Origin of the sequence: Herbaspirillum sp. 1130, from assembly GCF_017833835.1 — a bacterium.
In the GTDB taxonomy this organism is placed as follows: Bacteria; Pseudomonadota; Gammaproteobacteria; order Burkholderiales; family Burkholderiaceae_D; genus Herbaspirillum; species Herbaspirillum huttiense.
Map to the genome: position 1 here is coordinate 410,584 of NZ_JAFICQ010000004.1, position 20,051 is coordinate 430,634.

The window sequence follows — 20,051 nt, forward strand, 5'->3', positions numbered from 1 at the left end:
CCAGCGATGTCCAACGATCTTTTCCACTTTGCTTATCTGAAACCGCGCGATTTTGCGCTGCACGGTACCAGCATTGACCAATGGCTCAGCCAGGCCGAACCAGGCGATGCTCCCGTTCAGGTGACAGCGGACACGCCGGAGATGCTGGCACAGGTCACCAACGGCAGCCGTAACGGATGGATGGCGGCAATCATCGAAGAGTTGGCCCAAGCCAGCGCAATCAATGACCTCAGGGTGCTATACGGTGCCGAGGACATCGCGTATGCGTGGGAAGCTCCTGATACGTGGGAAAACGATGCAGGCGAGATCACCGAGTGGTCCCGCTGGAAAGCGATAAAGCTGCAGGATCAGGCCCTTCCCACTCTGGCCGAGGCCATTACGCGCTTGTTCGACTGGTCCAGCGCACATGTGGACGAACTGGCGGAAGACACTTTCAGCGATTTATGTTCTGCCGATGAATTGGCCGACGACATCCACCAACCAATCCTGACCAGCGCTCCGGCGAGCGATCCACGTGTGCGGTATGGAGAGGACGGCGAAGGCTCACATTGTCTCTACTCGTTTCTGCATTCCCTGCGCCAGCTATGCATGAATGCACGGAACAAGGGTGAAAGCGTATTGCTGATCGTACAAACTTGAAAGAACACCAGGTCAGGCCAGATGTACCAGACTTTGTCTCCTCAGCAGTCACAGATCCTCTTCCTTAACGCCAGATAACGCGCCAGTGCATTTCAAGACGCCCCTGAGGCCGGTGAACACGGCATAATCTCTGTTTTTCGAACTCTGCATCACCTGCAAGCAAGGAATACCCCATGCTGTCCAACAACATAAAGCGTCTGGCCGCGCTGCACTGGCCCTACAAGAAGCGCCTGGCGCTGGCTTTCCTCGGCATGATCGTGACCGCCGCCACCGAACCGGTGGTGCCGTATATTTTCCAGGTGCTGCTGGACAAGGGCTTCGTGGGCAAACCCACGTTCTCGCTGTGGCTGGTGCCGGCAGCGGTGATCGGCATCTTCCTGATCCGCGGCATGGCCACCTTTACCAGTACTTACATGATGACCTGGGTCTCCACCCGCATCCTCAACGAGCTGCGCCGCCAGATGTTTGCGCGCATGCTGGACCTGCCCATTCACTTCTATGCCACCAACACGGTCGGCAAGGTCATCAACTCGATGATGTTTGAAGTGCAGCAGATCATCGACATGGTGACCAAGGTCTTCACTTCCATCCTGCGTTCCGCCCTGACCGTGCTGGGCCTGCTCGGATGGCTGCTGTACCTGAACTGGACCCTGACCATCGTGACCCTGGTCCTGCTGCCGCTGGTCTCGATCGTGGTACGCGCCACCGGCAAGCGGCTCAAGAAGCTCAACCGTGATTCCCTCGCCGTGAACGCCGAACTGACCCAGCTGATCGAGGAAACCACGCGCGCCCAGCAAGTGATCAAGATCTTCGGTGGCCACGAATACGAAAAGAAGCGTTTCCACGACCGTGCCGAAAACCTGCGCCGCTATACCATGCGCATGACTGCGGCATTTTCCTCGACCGTGCCGATCACGCAGCTGATGACGGCCTGTGCCGTGGCCATCGTGATCGTGATGGCGCTGATCCAGTCCGGCAATGGCCAGATCACCGTCGGCGGCTTCGTCTCCTTCATCACCGCCATGCTCATGCTGCTGGCCCCGCTGAAGCAGCTGGCCGAAATCAATGGCCCCCTGCAGCGCGGCATGGCCGCCGCCGAAGAGGTCTACAAGCTGATCGACAAGACTCCCGAGCGCGTCACCGGCGAGGCCCTGCAGCAGCGTGCGCAGGGCGAAGTGGAGCTGGTCGATGTGAGCTTCTCCTATCCCGGCCACGAGCAGCAGGCACTCAAGAACATCAACCTGCGCGTACGCGCCGGCGAGACCGTGGCCTTCGTTGGCATGTCCGGTGGCGGCAAATCGACGCTGGTGAGCCTGCTTCCCGGCTTCCATTCGGTGACCGCCGGCAAGATCCTGCTGGACGGCCGCGACATCGAATCGATCTCGCTGCTGAGCCTGCGCCAGCAGATCGCCATGGTCAACCAGAACACCGTGCTGTTCGACGACACCCTGGCGGCCAACATCTCCTATGGCGACCAGTCGCCCGATCCGGCGCGCATCCTCGCTGCCGTGGAAGCCGCGCACCTGACCGACGTGGTGCAAGGCCTGCCGCAAGGCATGGAGACCCGCATCGGCGACAATGGCTCGCGCCTGTCAGGCGGCCAGCGCCAGCGCGTGGCGATCGCCCGCGCGATCTACAAGGATGCTCCCATCCTGATCCTCGACGAGGCCACCTCGGCCCTCGACACCGAATCCGAACGCGCGGTCCAGGCCGCGCTGGAACGCCTGATGCAAGGGCGCACCACCTTCGTCATCGCGCACCGCCTGTCGACCATCGAGCGGGCCGATCGCATCGTGGTGCTGGTGCACGGACAGATTGCCGAGATCGGCAATCACCAGGAGCTGCTGCAACGCGATGGCGTGTATGCCAACCTGTACCGCCTGCAGTTTTCCCAACAAGCCTGATCCGTGCCGACGGCCATGTCCACTCAACTGATTCCCCAGGACCTGCTTCGCTCATCGGACAGGATTCTCTTCGTCGCCCACCTTGCCATCGGCGACTTCACCTATCTGCAGAATTTCTTCAAGGCCTTCGCCGCGCAGAACCCGCAGCTCAAGATCGACCTGTGGGTCGATGAAGTCAGGCGCACCGGCGATGCGTCCAAATGGGAGTTCCTGCGCAAGTATTCGCTCTACGACTGGCTGGCGGCTTGCCCCTTCTTCAACAAGGTCTACACCCGCACCTACAGCCCGGCCCTGCTGGAGGAGTCGGTGGCCGAAGCGCAGGCGGCGCACTATCCGATCGTGGTCTCGCTGGCCACCCTGCGGCCGCACCAGTACGCTGCGCTGGCGCGCCGTCTGTCGCCGCAGGGCATGGTGATCGGCATGCAGGACCGCATCCGTTTCTACCAGCCGCATCACGTCCTCGCCTACCGCAAGCTGGATGCGGCGATCCCCCGCTACCGCGCGGCGGACGGGCAGCATCACATCACCGACGTGTATGCGCACTGGTTCCGCCAACTGAGCGGTCTGGAAGTGGATGCCGCTGCGCGCATGCCCTTCGTGGAGATTCCGCAGCAGTGGCGCGAGGAAACACAGCAACGCCTGGCGAGCTGGGGCTTTGACGACGGGCAGCGCAAGCTGGTAGTCATCAATCCCTATGCCAAGACCAAAAAGCGCTGCTGGAGCCTGGCCCAGGTCGGCCAGCTGATCAAGGCCATGCAGGCGCTGCCGCAATGGGCGCAAAGCGATTTCGTCATCAACGCCGTGCCGCAGGAATTGCCGCACGCACGGCAGGAGATCGCGCGCCAGCAACTGGAGCGCACCGTCCTGTTCAGTGCCGAAGAGAATTTCTTCCAGCTGCCGGCACTGCTGGAGCAGGCCGATCTGATCATCTCGGTGGAGACAGCCGTGATGCACCTGGCCAATGCGGTCCACGTGCCGGTGATCGCCCTGATGCGCCAGAAGAATCCGGAGTGGGTGCCCTATGATGCGGCCCACAGCACCGTGGTCACCACGCAGGCGCGGCGCGACTGGGTCGAGCGCATCTCCGTTGAACAAGTCCTGAAAGCCATCGCATGAGCCAGTCCGAGCACGCCGACGCGGGCCCGTCGTTCCACATCGCCTTCTGTGTGGACAACAATTATTTCCGCGCGATGGGCGCGACGATCGCCTCCATCATCGCCAACAATCCGCAGCGGCGCTTCACCTTCCACGTGCTGACCTTTGCCGCCTCCGAGCAGCATCGCCAGCGCCTGCAGGAACTGGAGCAGAACCCGCTGGTGCAGACCCGCCTGCATCTTCTGGAGACCAGCGACTTTGCGCAGTTCGAGCACTTTCTGAAGTCGTCCTATTATTCGCTGTCGATCTTCACCCGTCTGGTCATCCCCACGGTACTGCAGGACGTCACCGACCGCGTGCTCTACCTGGACGCCGACATGCTGTGCGTGGGCAGTCTCGACGGGCTGGCCCAGCTGGACATGCAGGACGACATCGTCGCGGTGGCCCCCGATCATCCGGCCACCACCGAGAAGCGCTGTGCCGCCCTGCAGCTGGCCGATCCGCGCTACTTCAACAGCGGCATGCTCTACATCAATATCCCGCGCTGGCAGGAAGCGAAGATCACCGAGCAGGTGATGCAGGTGTTGCTGGACAATACGCAAACGCTGCGTTTCATCGATCAGGACGTGCTCAATATCGTGCTCAACGGACGCGCCCGCTACATCAGCCGCAACTACAACTATCTCTACGACATGGTGCACGATCTCAAGAGCAACGAGACGCGCATGCGGCCGGTGGGCAAGGCTGTCATCATCCACTTCGCCGGACCGATCAAGCCCTGGTCGGCCTGGACCGGGCACGAAGCCACGCGCCTGTTCGCGCAGTACCACCAGCTCTCGCCGTGGCGGCAGATGCCCGCCGACGAAGCGCCCACCAACAACACGGAAAGGCGCATGCATTCACGCTTCCTTTATCGCCAGGGCAAGTATCTGCAAAGTCTGGTCTGGTTCGTCCGCTACCTGCGCAAGCATTCGCGCAAGCGCTGAGCGGCGGGGCCGCGTCGGCAGACCGGTCATCCCGTCACCGCCGCCTCAACGCCACATCAAACACCCCTCAACACAACATTAAGCCCGCATTAACGCTGTCTTGAACAGCATTAATGCGGGCTTAATGCCGGCTTGATGCTGGCGTGATGCAGCGTAACTGCCTGCATGACACCGTATCAGGCCGCGAACAGCTGCTGCACCGGTGGCCAGGAGGCGAGATGGTCGATGACCTGCTCGGTGGTGATTTCCTCCACCCCGCCTTTGGGCGTGGCAACCCAGATCACCGTGCTGTTGTCCTGATCGATGGGCGTCCACTCGGGACTGGTCCGGCGCATCAACGCCAGTACCGGCACGTGCACCGCGTTGGCCAGGTGCATGACGGCGGTCTCCACCGAAATGACCAGCTGGCAGCGCGCCAGCATGGCCGGCAGCTGGAAGAAATTCTGGTCGGCGCTGAACAGATGCAGGCGCGGCGACTGCACGGCGGCGAGGCGGCGTTCGGCGTCGGCCAGCGCTTCCGGTACCACATTGACGACGAAGTGAACCTCCTCCCATCCCGGCCTGGATTGCAGGCGGCGGGCCAGATCGAGGATGCGGTCCAGTGACCAGCTGCGCTCGGGGGCCTTCGAAAAACCGTTGACGAAGATCAGCTTCTGCTGCGGGCCGACACCCCACTGCTGCAGTTGTTCGCTGCTCCACGCGTGCCACTGCGGCGGAATGTCGACGAACGGAAAACGCTCCGCCGGCGCAATGGTGATCCCGAACAGGGTCTCGAACCAGCCGGCATAGATATCGCTGATGTGGCGTGCGCCCTTCTCTTTCTTGGGATAGGCCGGGATCACGGCATCCAGCTTGCGGTAGGCGAGATAGGTCCGCACATCCATGAAATGCACGGGCTTGGTCTGGCCGGCCACGAAGCCGTGCGGCGAAAGCTTGCGCGCCAGGCGCGCATAGGCCGGACGCCGCAGCAAGCCCAGCGAGACCACCAGCGGATAGGCTTCGGCCTGCGCACGCCCGATTGACTGTTCCAGCAGCGCGGGACTGTAGGTCTCGTCGTAGATGCGCTCGATGAAGCTGCACTCGCGCAGCCAGTCATAGATCGCATAGCGTTTCAGGTGGGGCCATTGCGAAGCATCGTCGGTGCGGCGCAGCTCGTCCACCCAGACATGGATGCGCAGATGCGGATAGGCCTGCGCGAGGGCGCGCAGCGAATTCTGCAGGTAGGTGAAATCGCCCAGCGCCAGATGCGCAATGATGAGGATCTTGTCGCTCTGCTGCAGCAACTGCGGCGGAATGTGAGTCTGTGGCATAGGCTTGCTCAAAAGGGTTCGCGAGGGATCACAGGGGATCACGACGGCCGGCACGCGCACCGGAACCGGAGAGGGAGGGCCGGAAGCCGCCGGCGCAGAGGCGTCATCATTTGCCCGCCCGGCCGGCAAGGCCGAACTTGTGGGCCAGGTAGGTCGCGTACCATGCGAGCCAGCCACCCCATTGCTTCTTCTTCCTCAGGAAGCCGGCATACATGCGCATCTCCTTGTAATGGCGCGGCGCGTCCAGCGGCGTGCCGGCCCAGGGCGACAGCGCCAGATACTTGGAGAACAGTTCGCGCGAGGGATGCAGGTTCCAGGCATGCCAGGGCTTCACGCGTCCGGTGAAATGCAGGAACACGGCAGGACCGGGCAGCCAGGTATCGAACTGGCCGCCATTGAGCATGAACTCCAGGTTGTAGCGGAAATTCCAGCACGGCTCGATGTAACGCGCACGCCCGGCCAGCACGATGTTGAGTGCATCCTGATCGGGGAATACCAGCTTCTGGCCATGCTGCACGATGGCCTGCATCACCTGTGCGGTGATGTCATTGGCGATCCAGTTGGCGACGTTGATGTAAAGCACGCCGGAGTTGAAGTATTGATCGGCCGGAAGCTGCAGCGCGGCGCAGCGGTTGCGCACGGTGGTCTCCAGATGGTCGCTGACCACGGCTACCACATCGTCGCGCAAGTCCAGAGCCCGCAGGCCGGCGATGCTGCCCGTGCAGAGGATGTCGGCATCCAGGTACAGCACTTCGCGCGCCGTGTCCTTGAGCACTTCCGGAATCAGCAGGCGCGTGAAGACGGCCGGCGAATACTGGGAGTGGCGCGAGAACTGGTAATACTCGGCGAAACGGTCTTCATCGATCAGGTGGAAGACGATTTGCGTTCCATAGCGCTGCTCCAGCGCCTGGTACTTCTGCCTGACGGCCTCCGGCACATCGGGCGCGAGGACATGGAAGACGAAGGCTTGGTCGCGGTTGTTTTCCAGAATGGACGTGATCGTGACACCGGCATAGCGAAAGTAACGCCCGTCGATGCCGAAGGCGATGTGGAACGGTGTGTCCCCGGACTGCGCGGGCGACACCGGCATCTGGTCGATAGTGCTCATAGGCTCTTGTTGCATGAATTCCCGCAGCGGCCGGGAAAAGGCCGGTTACCAGGTTTCCTTTTGCGTGGCCACGCGCAGGAAGGGTCGGACGAACAGCTGATAGATGAACTTCTTGTAGAGGTAGCGATGCAGGTAATACATCAGTCCGCCGCGTGGATACAGTTCCATCCGGGCCACGCGGTCAGTGTTCAGGTTGGAATCCTGGGCCAGCGTGGTGAGGCCGATGCAATACGGCAGCAAGGCCTTGAGACGGATGAATTTCTTTTCCTTGAAACGCTCCCAGCGATCGGCTACGAGCCAGATCGGGAACAGGTTCTCCGAGAGCTTGCGCGCCGCCCCCAGCGTGAGGAAGTAACCATGCGCATTCTTGTTGCCGCCATAGGTGCTGACCAGCTTGTGGCTGTCATCGAGCTGGATCATGCGATTGCGCGAATACTTTTCCACGTAGTTCAGCATCACCACCTGTGATACCTCGGCCGGATACATCTGCGCCAGCCGCGGCAGCAGGCCGGGTACCTGGTCGTTGAGGCGAGCGTCATCTTCCAGCACCAGCGCGTGGGTGATGCCCTGGCGCACCATCTCGCAATACACGCCATGATGACTGAGCGCGCATCCGATCTCACCCCGGGTCAGGTCGTGCGATTCCTCGATGGCCCGTGCACGGTCGTAGCGCACGCTCAACTCTTCCTCCGACAACAGGCGGCCATCGACCGCCGGGAAGATGGTATGCGGGATCTGCAAGCGATCCAGCTGGGCCGAGATGGTCTCGCGCCGCGCCACGTCGGTGGCGAGATTGATGACGAAGCAGTGGACGGCAGGCGTATTGGAGGTATTCATGTGTTGGCCAAAGCACCGGATGGACGGGAATCAGCGGCATCGCGAGCGCTACCCTGGCGGGTGGCGGCACGCTGCTGCAGCGTGGACTGTATCAGAGGCGCAGCCAATGTCGCCAATGCGATGCAGTAGAAGGTATAGCTCAGGCCCCAGAAGAAGCAATCGGTGAGCCCGAAGATGACGTAGCCCATGATCAGCATCACGCCCCCGCCGGCATAACGGCGCAAGCAGGCATCCTCATGCCGGAGGTAGCGCCAGAACAGCACGGCCGGTGCCAGATAGGTCATCAGGATCGCCAGCAGCCCGAGCAGGCCCATGGTGGACATGTTGAACAGCACGTCATTGTGCGAATGATAGAAGCCGCTCGCGGCGGCCGGGGTGATGATCTTGCGCTCCTTCAATTCCCTCAGGCCGGCGGTGAATTTGCCGGGACCCACGCCCAGCAGCGGGTGCTCCGTGAACAGCACCATCGAACCGTGCCACAGCTGGAAACGGGTGCCCAGCGAGGTATCCAGATCGGTTCCGCTACGAAAACTCGCGGTCTCCGTTTCAACCTGCAGGAATCTGGATTTCACCATGGGGCTGGACCAGGCCAGCACCAGGGCACCGGTCAGCAGCACTGCCGCCACCACCGTCGTCACGTAGCGCTTGTTGGGCTGCCACAAGTAGCTGGCAAACAGTCCGAGGAAAGGAATGGCGATCCAGCTGCCGCGCGCCTGCGACAGATAGGAGGCATACATGCCCGCCAGTGCCGCCACGATCCGCAGCACGCGCCAGGGCCATGATTCGGACTGCGATGACGTTGACGTAGCCACCGATAGCATGCCCAGCAGCAGCACGATATTGGAAAAGACGATGATGGGCGCACCGTGGATGTTGTTGCGGTTCTCGCCCCCCTTGGTCGCCACGAAGATCAGGACAGCACCCACAATGGCCCCCAGCACATAGCCCGCCTGGGCCACCTTCACCTGGCGCGGGGACAGGGAGAGCAACATCCACAGCATCAGCGGAAACACCGCCAGCCGCGAAGGTTCATCGAAGACCTTGGGCGAATTGAAGCCATTGAAACCGGCGCCGATCACGGTGGCGATGAACAATGCAGCCATGCCGAGATGCACGTACCAGTAGCGCCTCATCAGTTCCTTGAACGGGACACGATGGCGGCGGACCAGGAATACGTGAACCAGCGCACAGACCAGCAACAGATAAAAACCGGCGTTGCCACCCCGCGTCATCATCAACAGGGCAGGAAAGACCAGCAACAGCAACAGTGTGACAAATGCATCGAACAAGCTGAGACCGAATTTCATACAAGTGTAATTATGAGTTATCCAAGATCGATTTTTCTTGCATCGGCCTGCGGACTGCATCGCGAGACTGCATGAAACGGCTCACGCGCTGAAGCCCGCCTGCACATCAAGCGGATCACCGGCTATCCCCCCAGACAGCCGGCAGTTCCGCCTTGCGGCCCTGCGCGCAGGGCCTGCATCGCCAGCGGAAGGGACTGCCCCCTGCGGCCGGCTTTGGTTCAGGTTCAATACTCGACCACCACCGCTTCCTTGCCAAACGAGGCCACCAGCGTCGACTGCAGGCTATCGCTGGGATTGACGCGCCAGGCATCGCCCAGCACCACTTCGCAGGCGGCATCGGACTGGCGGTATTTCATCACGAAGGGCAGGCCCTGCTCCTGGCGATGCGCGGCCAGCGTGTCACGCAGTTGGTTGGGGTCAACCGCCTTGTTGATCGACACCACCATGCGTACCCCGTACTGGATACGCGCCGCGCCCAGGTCCATGACCTTGTCGGCAGCCACCCGCAGGCCGCCGTTGAAACGGTCTTCCGACACCTTGCCCGAGACCACCAGCAGTTCATCTTCCTTGATGAGGTGCTTGAAGGGCTCGAACAATTCGTTGTAGATCGTTGCCTCGATCACGCCCGTGCCATCGTCCAGCGTGCAGATCACCAGCTTGCCGCGCTGGGTCATCTGCACCCGCACGCCGGTGATGATGCCGGCCAGGCTGCGCGGTTCCCACGAGGGTTCGAGGCTGGCGATCTTGGTGCGCACGAAGCGGCGCACTTCCTTTTCGTAAGCCGAGAACAGGTGGCCGGAGAGATAGAAGCCCAAGGCGCCCTTTTCTTCCGTCAGGCGCTGCTTGTCGCTCCAGGCCGGCACCTGCACGTATTCCAGCGGCGCTTCCAGGTCGCTGTCGTCGCCACCGAAGAGGCTGACCTGGTTGGCCGATTTCTCGGCCTGCTCGGCACTTTCCCAGGCCAGGTTGACCGAGGCCTGCAGGATGGCACGATCGACCTTGAAGCAGTCGAAGGCACCGGCGCGGATCAGCGAATCGATGGTGCGGCGGTTGATTTGCTTCTTGTCCACCCGCTTGGCAAAGTCGAACAGATCCTTGAAGGGACCGTTCTTGCGCGCCTCCAGGATGGCTTCGATGGCGTTCTGCCCGGCCCCCTTGACGGCGCCCAGGCCATAGCGGATCTGGGTGGCCTTCTTGCCCGGCTCGCCCACCGGCATGAAGCGGTAGTCGGACTTGTTGATGTCCGGCGGCAGGATGGCCAGCTTGCAGATGTCGATCGAGTCTTCGATCAGGATCTTGACCTTGTCCGTGTCTTCCATGGCCAGCGACAAGTTGGCGGCCATGAACGCGGCGGGGTGATGCGCCTTCAGGTAGGCGGTGTAATAGGACAGCAGCGCATAGGCCGCGGCGTGCGACTTGTTGAAGCCGTAGCCGGCGAACTTTTCCATCAAGTCGAAGATTTCATCGGCCTTGGCCTGGTCCAGCCCGTTCTTGGCCGCGCCTTCGCGGAACAGTTCACGGTGCTTGGCCATTTCCTCGGCCTTCTTCTTGCCCATCGCCCGGCGCAGCAAGTCGGCGCCGCCCAGCGAGTAGCCACCGATCACCTGCGCCATCTGCATCACCTGCTCCTGATAGACCATGATGCCGTAGGTCTCGGAGAGGATGCCCTCGGTACGCGGGTCAGGATAGTCGAAGGCTTCGCCGTGCTTGCGCTTGCAGAAGTCGGGGATCAGGTCCATCGGGCCGGGACGGTACAGCGCCACCAGGGCGATGATGTCCTCGAAGCGGTCAGGACGCGCATCCTTCAACATGCCTTGCATGCCGCGGCTTTCCAGCTGGAACACGGCGACCGTCTTGGCCTTGGTCAGCAGTTCGTAGGAGGGCCGGTCGTCCAGCGGCAGCTTGGCCAGGTCGAAATCGGCCATGGCCGGATCGAGCATGCGGATGTAGCGCACTGCCCGGTCGAGGATGGTCAGCGTGGTCAGGCCCAGAAAGTCGAACTTCACCAGGCCGACGGCTTCCACGTCGTCCTTGTCGTATTGCGAGACCACGCCGGAGTCGCCACCCTGGGTGTAGAGCGGGCAGAAATCGGTCAGCTTGCCGGGTGCGATCAGCACGCCACCGGCGTGCATGCCGATGTTGCGGGCGATGCCTTCGACCTGCTGGGCCAGGCCCATCAGCTGCTTGACCTCTTCCTCGTTCTCCAGCCGCTCCTTCAGGAGAGGCTCTTCCTCGATGGCGTCGGCCAGCGTGACCAGCTTGCCCGGCTTGAAGGGAATCAGCTTGGAGATGCCGTCACAGAAGTTGTAACCCAGGTCGAGTACGCGGCCCACGTCGCGCACCGCGCCCTTGGCGGCCATGGTACCGAAGGTGGCGATCTGCGAGACCGCCTCCTTGCCGTAACGATCCTTCACATACTGGATGACGCGGTCGCGGCCTTCCTGGCAGAAGTCGATGTCGAAGTCGGGCATCGAGACGCGTTCGGGGTTCAGGAAACGTTCGAACAGCAGGTTGTAGCGCAGCGGGTCGAGGTCGGTAATCAACAGGCAGTAAGCCACCAGCGAGCCGGCACCGGAACCCCGGCCGGGGCCGACCGGCACGCCATTGTTCTTGGCCCACTGAATGAAGTCCGCCACGATCAGGAAGTAGCCCGGGAACTTCATCTTGATGATGGTGTTGTTCTCGAACTCCAGGCGCGCTTCATAGCGCGGGCGCTGCTTCTCGCGTTCGGCTTCGTTGGGGAACAGTTCCTTCAGGCGCACTTCCAGCCCGGCCTTGGTCTGGGCCACCAGGAAGTCGTCAATGGTCATGCCGTCCGGCGTGGGGAAGTCGGGCAGTTGCGGCTTGCCCAGCTGCAGCACCAGGTTGCAGCGTTTGGCGATTTCCACGGTATTGGCAATCGCACCGGGCAGGTCGGCGAACAGCTCGGCCATCTCGGCCTGCGACTTGAAATATTGCTGCTCGTTGAAGCGGCGCACGCGGCGCGCATTGGCCATGATCTCGCCTTCGGCGATGCAGGTGCGGGCTTCGTGCGCGATGAATTCTTCCGGGCTCTGGAACTGGATCGGATGCGTAGCCACGCACGGCAAGCCCAGTTTGGCGCCCAGGGCCACGCTCTGGCGCACCTGCAGTTCCATGTTGGCCTGGCCGGCGCGTTGCAGTTCCAGGTAGAAGGCACCGGGGAAGATCTCGGACCAGCGGCGCGCGCAGGCTTCGGCCTGGGCCAGGTTGCCGTTGTCGATGGCCTGGCCGATGTCGCCCATGGCGGCACCCGACAGGGCGATCAATCCATTGCCGCCTTCCTGGTGGCGCAGCGCGTCCAGCCATTCCATGCGGACTTCAGCACGGCCCTTGTACTGGTTGGTGAGCCAGGCTTGGGACAATACTTCACATAGCTGCAGGTAGCCATGACGGCTTTTGATCAAAACCAGCAGGCGGAAGGGTTTTTCGCGGTCGGCGTCGTTGGTGATCCAGAGGTCGCAGCCGGCGATGGGCTTGACGCCCTTGCCGCGCGCTTCCTTGTAGAAACGCACCATGCAGAACAGGTTGGCGAGGTCGGTCACCGCCAGGGCGGCCTGTCCATCCTTGGCGGCGGCCTTGACGATGTCGTCGATACGCACCAGGCCGTCCACGATGGAGTACTCCGAGTGCATACGGAGGTGTACAAATTGCGGGGTAGTCATAGGGTAGCCATTTTACCGGAGCTTGTGCCCCTGACCGATTCCGATTGCTCCCGATTTGTGAGAAATATGAAGACTTTACACCTGCCCTTTCTGCCAGATCCTCCCGGCGTGCCTTGATCTGCATCAGAGAAGCCGCAGGCTCCGGCCAAATAACTGCGGCGAGCCGGGGTGCACGGTTATAATGCTGACGATTCAAAGACTTACAGTTGAGTACGCCATCATGCAGTCCCCGCAGACCCCCTACGTCAACATCGCCGCCTACAAGTTCATCAGCTTCGATGACACCGCTGAAAAGCGTCCGGCCTTCCTCGAAATTTGCCAGAAGAACAACCTTCGTGGCACCGTGATCCTGAGCCCGGAAGGCATCAACCTCTTCCTGGCCGGCCTGCGCCATGAAATCGACGCCTTCCTGGCCTGGCTGCGCGCCGATGCGCGCTTTGCCGATCTCACGGTCAAGGAGAGCTATTCCGAGAAGCAACCCTTCACCCGCATGCTGGTGAAACTGAAGGCCGAGATCATCACCATGAAGCATCCGCTGATCAAGCCGGAGCTGGGCCGTGCGCCTTTCGTGGAGCCGAAGGAACTCAAGCGCTGGCTGGACCAGGGCCATGACGACGAAGGCCGTCCGGTGGTGATGGTGGATACCCGCAATGGCTTCGAGGTCGATGTGGGTACGTTTGACAACACGGTGGACTACCGCATCAGCAAGTTCACGGAATTCCCGCAGGTGATCGAGGAGCACAAGGCCGATTTCGAGGGCAAGACGGTCGTCACCTTCTGCACCGGCGGCATTCGTTGCGAAAAGGCCGCGATTCATATGCAGAACATCGGCTATGACCATGTCTACCAGCTCGAAGGCGGCATCCTGAAGTATTTCGAGGATGTCGGCGGTGCCCATTACAACGGCGACTGCTTCGTCTTCGACTATCGCACCGCCCTCAGCCCGGAGCTGAAAGAAACCCAGACCGCCCAATGCTTCGCCTGCCGCGCCGTGGTCACCCCGCGTGAACAGCTGTCGCCGGATTACGTGCCGGGCAAGTCCTGTCCGCATTGCGCGCCCAAACAGCGGGCAGCGCAGGAAGCCAGCTCTGCAGCAGCCTGATTGCAGCGCGCTCTGGCAACGAAAAAGCCGACCCCTTGCGAGGTCGGCTTTTTTACATCTTCACGACTTGCGTCGATGAGATGAAGATTATTTCTTGAACTTGGCAGCCGTTTCCACCACGCGTGCACCGAACAGCTTGGCCGTTTCCAGGTCGCCCGGCAGCGGGCCTTCTTCCGGCGAGGAGTCCGACGGGCTTTGCGCCATCAGGCCAGAGAAGGAACCGACGAAGTTGATGTCATTGCGCTGGGCCGCCTTGCTGTTGGCAGGCATCAGGCCGGTACCGACCCAGATCATGCTGTGCTGCATGCCCAGCGTGAACAGGTAGTGCAGGGTCGACAGCTTGTCGCCGTTCATGGTGGCAGAGTTGGTGAAGGCGGCACCGACCTTGTCCTTCCACTTCTGGCTGAACCAGGGCTTGGAGGAGGCGTCGGCGAACTTCTTGAACTGCCAGGACACGGTACCCATGTAGGTCGGCGAACCGAAGATGATGGCATCGGCCGCATCCAGGCTGGCCCATTGTGCATCGGTGATGGTGCCTTCGGCGCTGATGGCGATCAGCTCGACATCGGCACCGGCAACGCCGGCCGCGCCGGCCTGCACGGCTTCGGCCTGCTTCTTGGTGTGGCCGTAGCCGGAGTGGTAAACGATGGCAACTTTGGTCATGACGAAATTCCTTCTCTAGAGAGTGAAGTGACGCGGGGAAGACCGCCGGTGTGATCGGTACCGGCGGGTTGCTACTGCAAACTGCCTACTGCATTACTGAGTACGGCGCGCTCAAGATCAGCGCGGCAGGTCGAACAACAAGACTTCAGCCTTCTCGCCGCCACTGATCTCGATGCGGTCGACCGCACTGAGCTTGACGGCATCGCCCGCCTGCAGCGCCTGGCCATTGACGCTGATCTTGCCGCGCGCCACATGTACATAGCCCAGGCGGCCTTGCGGCAGGATGTACTCGGCCGCCTGTGCGCCGTCGAACAGACCGGCGTAGAGCTGGGCATCCTGGTTCATGCTGACCGAACCTTCACGGCCATCAGCCGAGGCCACCAGGCGCAGCTTGCCGTCCTTGTCGGCGGCCGAGAAGTGCGCTTCCTGATAACCCGGCTCGGCACCGGCGCGGTCGGGCATGATCCAGATCTGCAGGAAGTGCGTGGTGCCGTCCTTGGAGTGGTTGTACTCCGAATGGCGCACGCCGGTACCGGCACTCATGCGCTGCACGTCACCCGGACGGATCACGCTGCCGTTACCCATGCTGTCCTTGTGCGCAAGTTCACCTTCGAGCACATAGGAAATGATCTCCATGTCACGGTGGCCATGGGTACCAAAGCCCTGGCCTGCGGCCACGCGGTCTTCGTTGATCACCCGCAGCGGACCGAAGCCCATGTGCTTGGGATCATAGTAGTCCGCGAAGGAAAAGCTGTGATACGAATCCAGCCAACCGTGGTTGGCGTGGCCACGATCGTTCGCTTTGCGAAGTTCCATCATGTCAACACCTCTTTCTTGAGTGGGACCAAACCGGAATTGATTTGGTCAAAATGTTTGTCGATGGCGTCACTATAGTGGCTAACTTTTATGCAGATAAGGTCTAAAATCCGTAGTGTTCGTTCAAAAAATTTAAACAAGCGGAGCAAGACGTGAACCTGACCCTGGAATCCCTGCTGATCCTTGACATGATCGACCGCAAGGGCAGTTTTGCCGCGGCCGCCGTGGCCTTGGACCGGGTGCCCTCGGCCCTGACCTACAGCGTGCGCAAGCTGGAGGATGACCTGGATGTGCTGCTCTTCGACCGCCGCGGTCACCGGGCCCAGTTGACACCGGCGGGCCTGCAATTGTTGCAGGAAGGCCGTCATCTGCTGCTGGCTGCCAGCGACCTGGAGCAGCGCGTCAAGCGCACCGCCACCGGGCGCGAAACGGAACTGCACATCGTGCTCAACAGCCTGATTCCTTTCGACAAGATGCTACCGGTGATCGAAGCCTTTGACCGTGAAGAGTCCGGCACCCGCCTGCGCTTCACGCCCGGTGTACTGACCGGGGCCTGGGAAAAGCTCATCGAGGGCCGCGCCAACCTGGTCATCGGGGTGACCCTGGACGGGCCGGAAGTGGTGCGCACCAGCGGGCGCTTCCAGATGCAGGAGCTGGGGGCGGTGGACTGGGTGTTTGCGGTGGCCCCGACGCACCCGCTGGCCTCGGCCACCGAACCGCTGTCGGCAGAGCTGGTGCGCAGCCACCGCGCCATTGCCGTGGGTGACAACAGCCAGTCCCTGCCCACACTGACCATGGGCCTGCTGTCCGGCCAGGAAACGCTGACGGTGGCCACCGTGGCCGACAAGTTGCAAGCCCAGTTGGCCGGTCTCGGTTGCGGCCATCTGCCGCGCATATGGGCCGAGCCCTATCTCGCCACCGGTGCGCTGGTGGAAAAACAGACGCTGGCCGCCAAACCCAACGACAATTTCATGGTGGCCTGGCCCAAGGCCGAGCAGGGCAAGTCACTGAAATGGTTCATTCAGCACCTGGCACAGCCGCACGTGCGGCAATCGCTGATCGGACCGATACCCATGCGGGATCCGGCATGAGCGGCAAAGCTTATGTAGGCCGCTTCGCGCCCTCGCCTTCCGGTCCGCTGCATGCGGGCTCGCTGGTGGCGGCACTGGCCAGCTATCTGGATGCCCGCGTGCACCATGGCCGCTGGCTACTACGCATCGAAGACATCGACGAGACCCGCACCGTGCCCGGCGCAGCAGACGACATCATCGCCACCCTGGCGGCACTGGATATGCACTCTGACGGACCGATTCTGGTGCAGAGCCAGCGCAAGGCACGCTATCAGCTTGCGCGCGAGCGCCTGGGCGGACTGGCCTATCCCTGCGGCTGCAGCCGCAAGGAAATCGCCGATTCCAGGGTCGGCACGGCCAGCGATGGTGCTGCGCTCTATCCCGGCACCTGCCGCCACGGACTGGCCCCCGGCAAGACGCCGCGCACGCTGCGGCTGCGCGTGCCCGATGCCGGCCAGCCGGGCGAACTGGTGCAATTCACGGACCGCTGGCTGGGTCCGCAGGCCCAGCATCTGGCCTCGGAAGCCGGGGATTTCGTGCTGCAGCGGGCCGATGGCTTTTGGGCCTATCAGCTGGCGGTGGTGGTGGATGATGCAGAACAGGGCGTCACCGACATCGTGCGCGGGGCCGACCTGCTGGACTCGACGGCGCGGCAGATCTACCTGCAGGGCCTGCTGGGCTATGCGACGCCGCGCTACCTGCACGTGCCGCTGTTGATGAATGCGTCGGGGGAAAAGTTTTCCAAGCAGAACGGCGCCCAGGCACTGGACCTGGGCCAGCCGCTGCAAGCCTTGCAGCAGGCGGCGGCCTTTCTTGGACTGGACACGGGCGCGGCCCGCGACAGGGATGGATTCTGGACATTGGCGCTCACCGGCTGGCGAGCGCGTTTCGGTCCGCGCTGAGAAAACGGATCAGCGCTTGCCGGATCAGCGCTTGGGCATGCCGCCCAGCAAGGCGGCGACCTTGGGCTTGGGACGGTTGTTCTTGGGCAGTTCCGGCTTGGTGGAGACGGTCTCGGTGGCGCTGGGCTCATAGGGCTTGAGGAACCAGGGATCGACCTTCTCACGGCGTCCCGACGGGGCTGCGCCGTCGCGGCTGCTGCGGCTGCGCTCGCCACGGTCACTGCGTTCGCCACGCTCGGCGCGTTCGCCGCGTTCGCTACGCTCACCGCGCTCGCCACGTTCCGAACGTTCACCGCGCTCACCCCGGTCAGCGCGCATGCGCGGCGCAAAGCCAGTCAGCTCTGCGCGCTCGAATTTCTTCTTGATCAGCTTTTCGATATCGACCAGCAGGCGCTCATCCTTGTCGCAGAACAGCGAGATGGCGTCGCCCGAGGCACCCGCACGGCCGGTACGGCCGATGCGGTGCACGTAGTCTTCGGCGTTGTAGGGCAGGTCGTAATTGATGACGCAGGGCAGTTCGGCGATGTCCAGCCCGCGTGCGGCCACGTCGGTGGCCACCAGCACTTCGATCTGGCCTTGCTTGAAGGCCTCCAGGGCGGCCATGCGCTCGGACTGGGTCTTGTCGCCGTGGATGGCAGAAGCCTTCACACCTTCGGCCAGCAAAGTGCGCGCCAGGCGCGACGCGCCGATCTTGGTATTGGAGAAGACGATCACTTGCTTCAGTTCGCGCTGGCGAATGATGAAGCTGACCGCATCCGCCTTGGCAGCTTCCTCCACCTTGTAGATGGTCTGGCTGACGTTTTCTGCCGTGGCATTGCTGCGCGCGACCTCGATGGTCACCGGGTTGTTCTGGAAGCTGGCGGCCAGCTTCTTGATCTCGGGCGAGAAGGTGGCCGAGAACAGCAGGTTCTGGCGCTGCTTGGGCAGCAGGTTGATGATGCGCTGCAGGTCTGGCAGGAAGCCCATGTCGAGCATGCGGTCGGCTTCGTCCATGACCAGGATCTGGGTCTGTGACAGGTTCACCGTCTTTTGCTGCACGTGGTCCAGCAGACGGCCCGGGGTGGCGATGACGATTTCAACGCCAGCACGCAGGGTGGCCGTTTGCGGTGCCATGTCCACGCCGCCGAAGACGACGGTGGAGCGCAGCGGGGTGAAGCGTGAATACGCCTTCACATTGTCGGCCACCTGGTCGGCCAGCTCGCGGGTCGGGGTCAGGATCAGGGCGCGCACCGGGTGGCGGGCGGGCGAGGCACTGTGGCTGGCATGGGCCAGCAGGCGCTGGATGATCGGCAGCGAGAAACCGGCGGTCTTGCCGGTGCCGGTCTGGGCGGCGCCCATCACGTCACGGCCTTGCAGCACCACAGGAATGGCCTGGGCCTGGATCGGGGTCGGATGGACGTAGCCTTGTTCGGACAAGGCTCGCAGGATATCGGGCGAAAGGCCGAAATCTTCAAAACGGACGGCAGGGGCAGCCGGTGCTGCGGACGCGGACGTGGTGTCGGACATGGTTTATTGCGAACGGTGCGACAGCGCCGCGGCAGCCGCCAGGCGGCTCCGGTGCATGGGGTGCATGCGCACGGGTTCTGATTGCTTTCTGTGTTGATGTGTTACGGGCGAACCGGCCAAACCTGCTCGGCCGGGCGCTTCGGATGATGCAAACGCTAACAACGATGCTGACCGGACGGACGACTTGCAATGCCCGGCATTCCTTGCGGAACTCCGTATTATACGCCGCATCGCCGCCGGCTTCATGACAGTTTGGTTTCAGCCCCCTGCGCCCGGTCCGGGACCGGTGCAGGAACTGGCTGCGGGAGCCTGGCCGGGACCGCCAGAAACCGGCTGCACCCGGCCTGCGAGCGCTTCAGCCGATGGTGATGTTGATGTCCGGCAAGCCGTCCACATGGCCTTGCAACTGGTCACCCTTGACCACCGCGCCCACGCCTTCGGGGGTCCCGGTATAGATCAGGTCGCCGGGGAACAGCTCCACCAGGCCGGACAGATAGGAAATGGTTTCGGCCACGTTCCAGATCAGGTCCGACAGGTCGCCCTGCTGGCGTACTTCGCCATTGACCTTGAGCCAGACGGCCCCCTTGTCGGGATGTCCGGACTGGGCCACGGGCACGATGGGCGCGCAGGGGGCGGACTGGTCGAAGCCCTTGGCCATGTCCCAGGGACGGCCCAGCTTCTTGGCCTGCGCCTGCAGGTCACGGCGGGTCATGTCAAGCCCGACGGCGTAGCCGTAGACCAGTTCCAGCGCCTTTTCCACCGGAATATCGCGGCCACCGCCGGAAAGTGCCACCACCAGTTCGATTTCGTGATGATAGTCAGCGGTCGCGGCCGGGTACGGCACCACGGAATCGGTGGGTACCACGGCGTCGGCCGGCTTCATGAAGAAGAACGGCGGCTCGCGGTCGGGATCATGGCCCATTTCGCGGGCGTGGGCGGCATAGTTGCGGCCCACGCAATAGATGCGGCGAACCGGGAACGGCGCACCGCCGACCACCGGGACGGTGGCCTGGGCGGGGGCGGGAATGGCGAAACTCATCGGGAAGACTCCGTGGTGGCGACGTGCATGCAACTGCATGCGGTGGATGAGGAACCGGTCAATGCCGGCTTGGGTTGCGCATCA

16 protein-coding genes are annotated in these 20,051 nt (G+C 62.5%); 7 read left to right on the top strand and 9 right to left on the bottom strand.

From position 1 onward, the window contains the following. Positions 1–6 precede the first annotated feature (6 nt). The 4 genes from JOD78_RS19740 (at position 7) to JOD78_RS19755 (ending at position 4,624) form a co-directional block, all read left to right on the top strand. Positions 7–639, top strand: a complete 633-nt coding sequence (locus tag JOD78_RS19740) for a hypothetical protein (RefSeq protein WP_039784403.1) — start codon at positions 7–9, stop codon at positions 637–639. 173 nt (positions 640–812) lie between these two features. Further along, positions 813–2,543 carry a lipid A export permease/ATP-binding protein MsbA gene (gene msbA / locus JOD78_RS19745; RefSeq protein WP_039784402.1) on the top strand — a complete coding sequence of 577 codons (1,731 nt, stop codon included), beginning with the start codon at positions 813–815 and terminating at the stop codon, positions 2,541–2,543. A 15-nt stretch (positions 2,544–2,558) separates the two neighbouring features. Continuing rightward, positions 2,559–3,659: a glycosyltransferase family 9 protein gene (locus JOD78_RS19750; RefSeq protein ID WP_209567442.1), complete on the top strand. Its 1,101-nt coding sequence runs from the start codon at positions 2,559–2,561 to the stop codon at positions 3,657–3,659. After that, positions 3,656–4,624, top strand: a complete 969-nt coding sequence (locus JOD78_RS19755) for a glycosyltransferase (RefSeq protein ID WP_209567444.1) — start codon at positions 3,656–3,658, stop codon at positions 4,622–4,624. Before JOD78_RS19750 ends, JOD78_RS19755 begins: the two co-directional genes overlap by 4 nt. Before the next feature lie 176 nt (positions 4,625–4,800). On the opposite strand, the gene JOD78_RS19760 is transcribed toward JOD78_RS19755, so the two are convergent. From JOD78_RS19760 to dnaE, 5 genes are all read right to left on the bottom strand, one after another. After that, positions 4,801–5,934, bottom strand: coding sequence for a glycosyltransferase family 9 protein (locus JOD78_RS19760; RefSeq protein WP_204725883.1), 1,134 nt, complete (start codon positions 5,932–5,934; stop codon positions 4,801–4,803). A 106-nt stretch (positions 5,935–6,040) separates the two neighbouring features. Then, the gene (locus JOD78_RS19765) at positions 6,041–7,042 is read right to left on the bottom strand and encodes a glycosyltransferase (RefSeq protein ID WP_051156257.1); all 1,002 of its coding nucleotides are present in this window, start codon (positions 7,040–7,042) and stop codon (positions 6,041–6,043) included. A 45-nt stretch (positions 7,043–7,087) separates the two neighbouring features. Beyond that, the gene (locus JOD78_RS19770) at positions 7,088–7,879 is read right to left on the bottom strand and encodes a glycosyltransferase family 25 protein (protein ID WP_121043275.1); all 792 of its coding nucleotides are present in this window, start codon (positions 7,877–7,879) and stop codon (positions 7,088–7,090) included. Beyond that, entirely contained in the window at positions 7,876–9,186 is a 1,311-nt protein-coding gene (locus JOD78_RS19775; protein ID WP_158601270.1) for an O-antigen ligase family protein, read from the bottom strand. The genes JOD78_RS19770 and JOD78_RS19775 overlap by 4 nt, the downstream gene beginning before the upstream one ends. Positions 9,187–9,410: 224 nt before the next feature. Next, positions 9,411–12,869: a DNA polymerase III subunit alpha gene (gene dnaE, locus JOD78_RS19780; RefSeq protein ID WP_134136723.1), complete on the bottom strand. Its 3,459-nt coding sequence runs from the start codon at positions 12,867–12,869 to the stop codon at positions 9,411–9,413. A 220-nt stretch (positions 12,870–13,089) separates the two neighbouring features. Between dnaE and JOD78_RS19785 the strand changes: the two genes are divergently transcribed. Continuing rightward, the gene (locus tag JOD78_RS19785) at positions 13,090–13,971 is read left to right on the top strand and encodes a sulfurtransferase (protein WP_034336354.1); all 882 of its coding nucleotides are present in this window, start codon (positions 13,090–13,092) and stop codon (positions 13,969–13,971) included. An 87-nt stretch (positions 13,972–14,058) separates the two neighbouring features. On the opposite strand, the gene JOD78_RS19790 is transcribed toward JOD78_RS19785, so the two are convergent. Together JOD78_RS19790 and JOD78_RS19795 are read right to left on the bottom strand one after the other, a co-directional pair. Then, positions 14,059–14,634, bottom strand: a complete 576-nt coding sequence (locus JOD78_RS19790) for an NAD(P)H-dependent oxidoreductase (protein ID WP_008331321.1) — start codon at positions 14,632–14,634, stop codon at positions 14,059–14,061. Positions 14,635–14,751: 117 nt separating this feature from the next. Beyond that, entirely contained in the window at positions 14,752–15,453 is a 702-nt protein-coding gene (locus JOD78_RS19795) for a pirin family protein (RefSeq protein ID WP_134136721.1), read from the bottom strand. A 149-nt stretch (positions 15,454–15,602) separates the two neighbouring features. Between JOD78_RS19795 and JOD78_RS19800 the strand changes: the two genes are divergently transcribed. Further along, positions 15,603–16,541 (top strand): LysR family transcriptional regulator, encoded by a 939-nt coding sequence (locus tag JOD78_RS19800; RefSeq protein ID WP_121043281.1) that lies wholly within the window; start codon positions 15,603–15,605, stop codon positions 16,539–16,541. Further along, complete coding sequence (gluQRS, locus tag JOD78_RS19805) at positions 16,538–17,422, top strand: tRNA glutamyl-Q(34) synthetase GluQRS (protein WP_209567445.1); 885 nt, start codon at positions 16,538–16,540, stop codon at positions 17,420–17,422. Before JOD78_RS19800 ends, gluQRS begins: the two co-directional genes overlap by 4 nt. 24 nt (positions 17,423–17,446) lie before the next feature. Here the strand turns inward: gluQRS and JOD78_RS19810 are convergent, their stop codons facing one another. Then, on the bottom strand, positions 17,447–18,928 hold the full coding sequence (locus JOD78_RS19810) for a DEAD/DEAH box helicase (protein ID WP_209567447.1): 1,482 nt from the start codon (positions 18,926–18,928) through the stop codon (positions 17,447–17,449). Positions 18,929–19,283: 355 nt separating this feature from the next. Then, positions 19,284–19,967, bottom strand: coding sequence for a fumarylacetoacetate hydrolase family protein (locus tag JOD78_RS19815; protein WP_034336373.1), 684 nt, complete (start codon positions 19,965–19,967; stop codon positions 19,284–19,286). Between the last annotated feature and the right edge of the window lie 84 nt (positions 19,968–20,051).

Bases quoted from the DNA above. Each gene is read 5' to 3' on its own strand.
- JOD78_RS19785 (WP_034336354.1), top strand. From the start codon at position 13,090: ATGCAGTCCCCGCAGACCCCCTACGTCAACATCGCCGCCTACAAGTTC.
- JOD78_RS19765 (WP_051156257.1), bottom strand. From the start codon at position 7,042: ATGAGCACTATCGACCAGATGCCGGTGTCGCCCGCGCAGTCCGGGGAC.
- JOD78_RS19810 (WP_209567447.1), bottom strand. From the start codon at position 18,928: ATGTCCGACACCACGTCCGCGTCCGCAGCACCGGCTGCCCCTGCCGTC.
- JOD78_RS19795 (WP_134136721.1), bottom strand. From the start codon at position 15,453: ATGATGGAACTTCGCAAAGCGAACGATCGTGGCCACGCCAACCACGGT.
- JOD78_RS19790 (WP_008331321.1), bottom strand. From the start codon at position 14,634: ATGACCAAAGTTGCCATCGTTTACCACTCCGGCTACGGCCACACCAAG.
- dnaE (WP_134136723.1), bottom strand. From the start codon at position 12,869: ATGACTACCCCGCAATTTGTACACCTCCGTATGCACTCGGAGTACTCC.
- gluQRS (WP_209567445.1), top strand. From the start codon at position 16,538: ATGAGCGGCAAAGCTTATGTAGGCCGCTTCGCGCCCTCGCCTTCCGGT.
- msbA (WP_039784402.1), top strand. From the start codon at position 813: ATGCTGTCCAACAACATAAAGCGTCTGGCCGCGCTGCACTGGCCCTAC.
- JOD78_RS19815 (WP_034336373.1), bottom strand. From the start codon at position 19,967: ATGAGTTTCGCCATTCCCGCCCCCGCCCAGGCCACCGTCCCGGTGGTC.
- JOD78_RS19760 (WP_204725883.1), bottom strand. From the start codon at position 5,934: ATGCCACAGACTCACATTCCGCCGCAGTTGCTGCAGCAGAGCGACAAG.
- JOD78_RS19770 (WP_121043275.1), bottom strand. From the start codon at position 7,879: ATGAATACCTCCAATACGCCTGCCGTCCACTGCTTCGTCATCAATCTC.
- JOD78_RS19775 (WP_158601270.1), bottom strand. From the start codon at position 9,186: ATGAAATTCGGTCTCAGCTTGTTCGATGCATTTGTCACACTGTTGCTG.
- JOD78_RS19740 (WP_039784403.1), top strand. From the start codon at position 7: ATGTCCAACGATCTTTTCCACTTTGCTTATCTGAAACCGCGCGATTTT.
- JOD78_RS19750 (WP_209567442.1), top strand. From the start codon at position 2,559: ATGTCCACTCAACTGATTCCCCAGGACCTGCTTCGCTCATCGGACAGG.
- JOD78_RS19755 (WP_209567444.1), top strand. From the start codon at position 3,656: ATGAGCCAGTCCGAGCACGCCGACGCGGGCCCGTCGTTCCACATCGCC.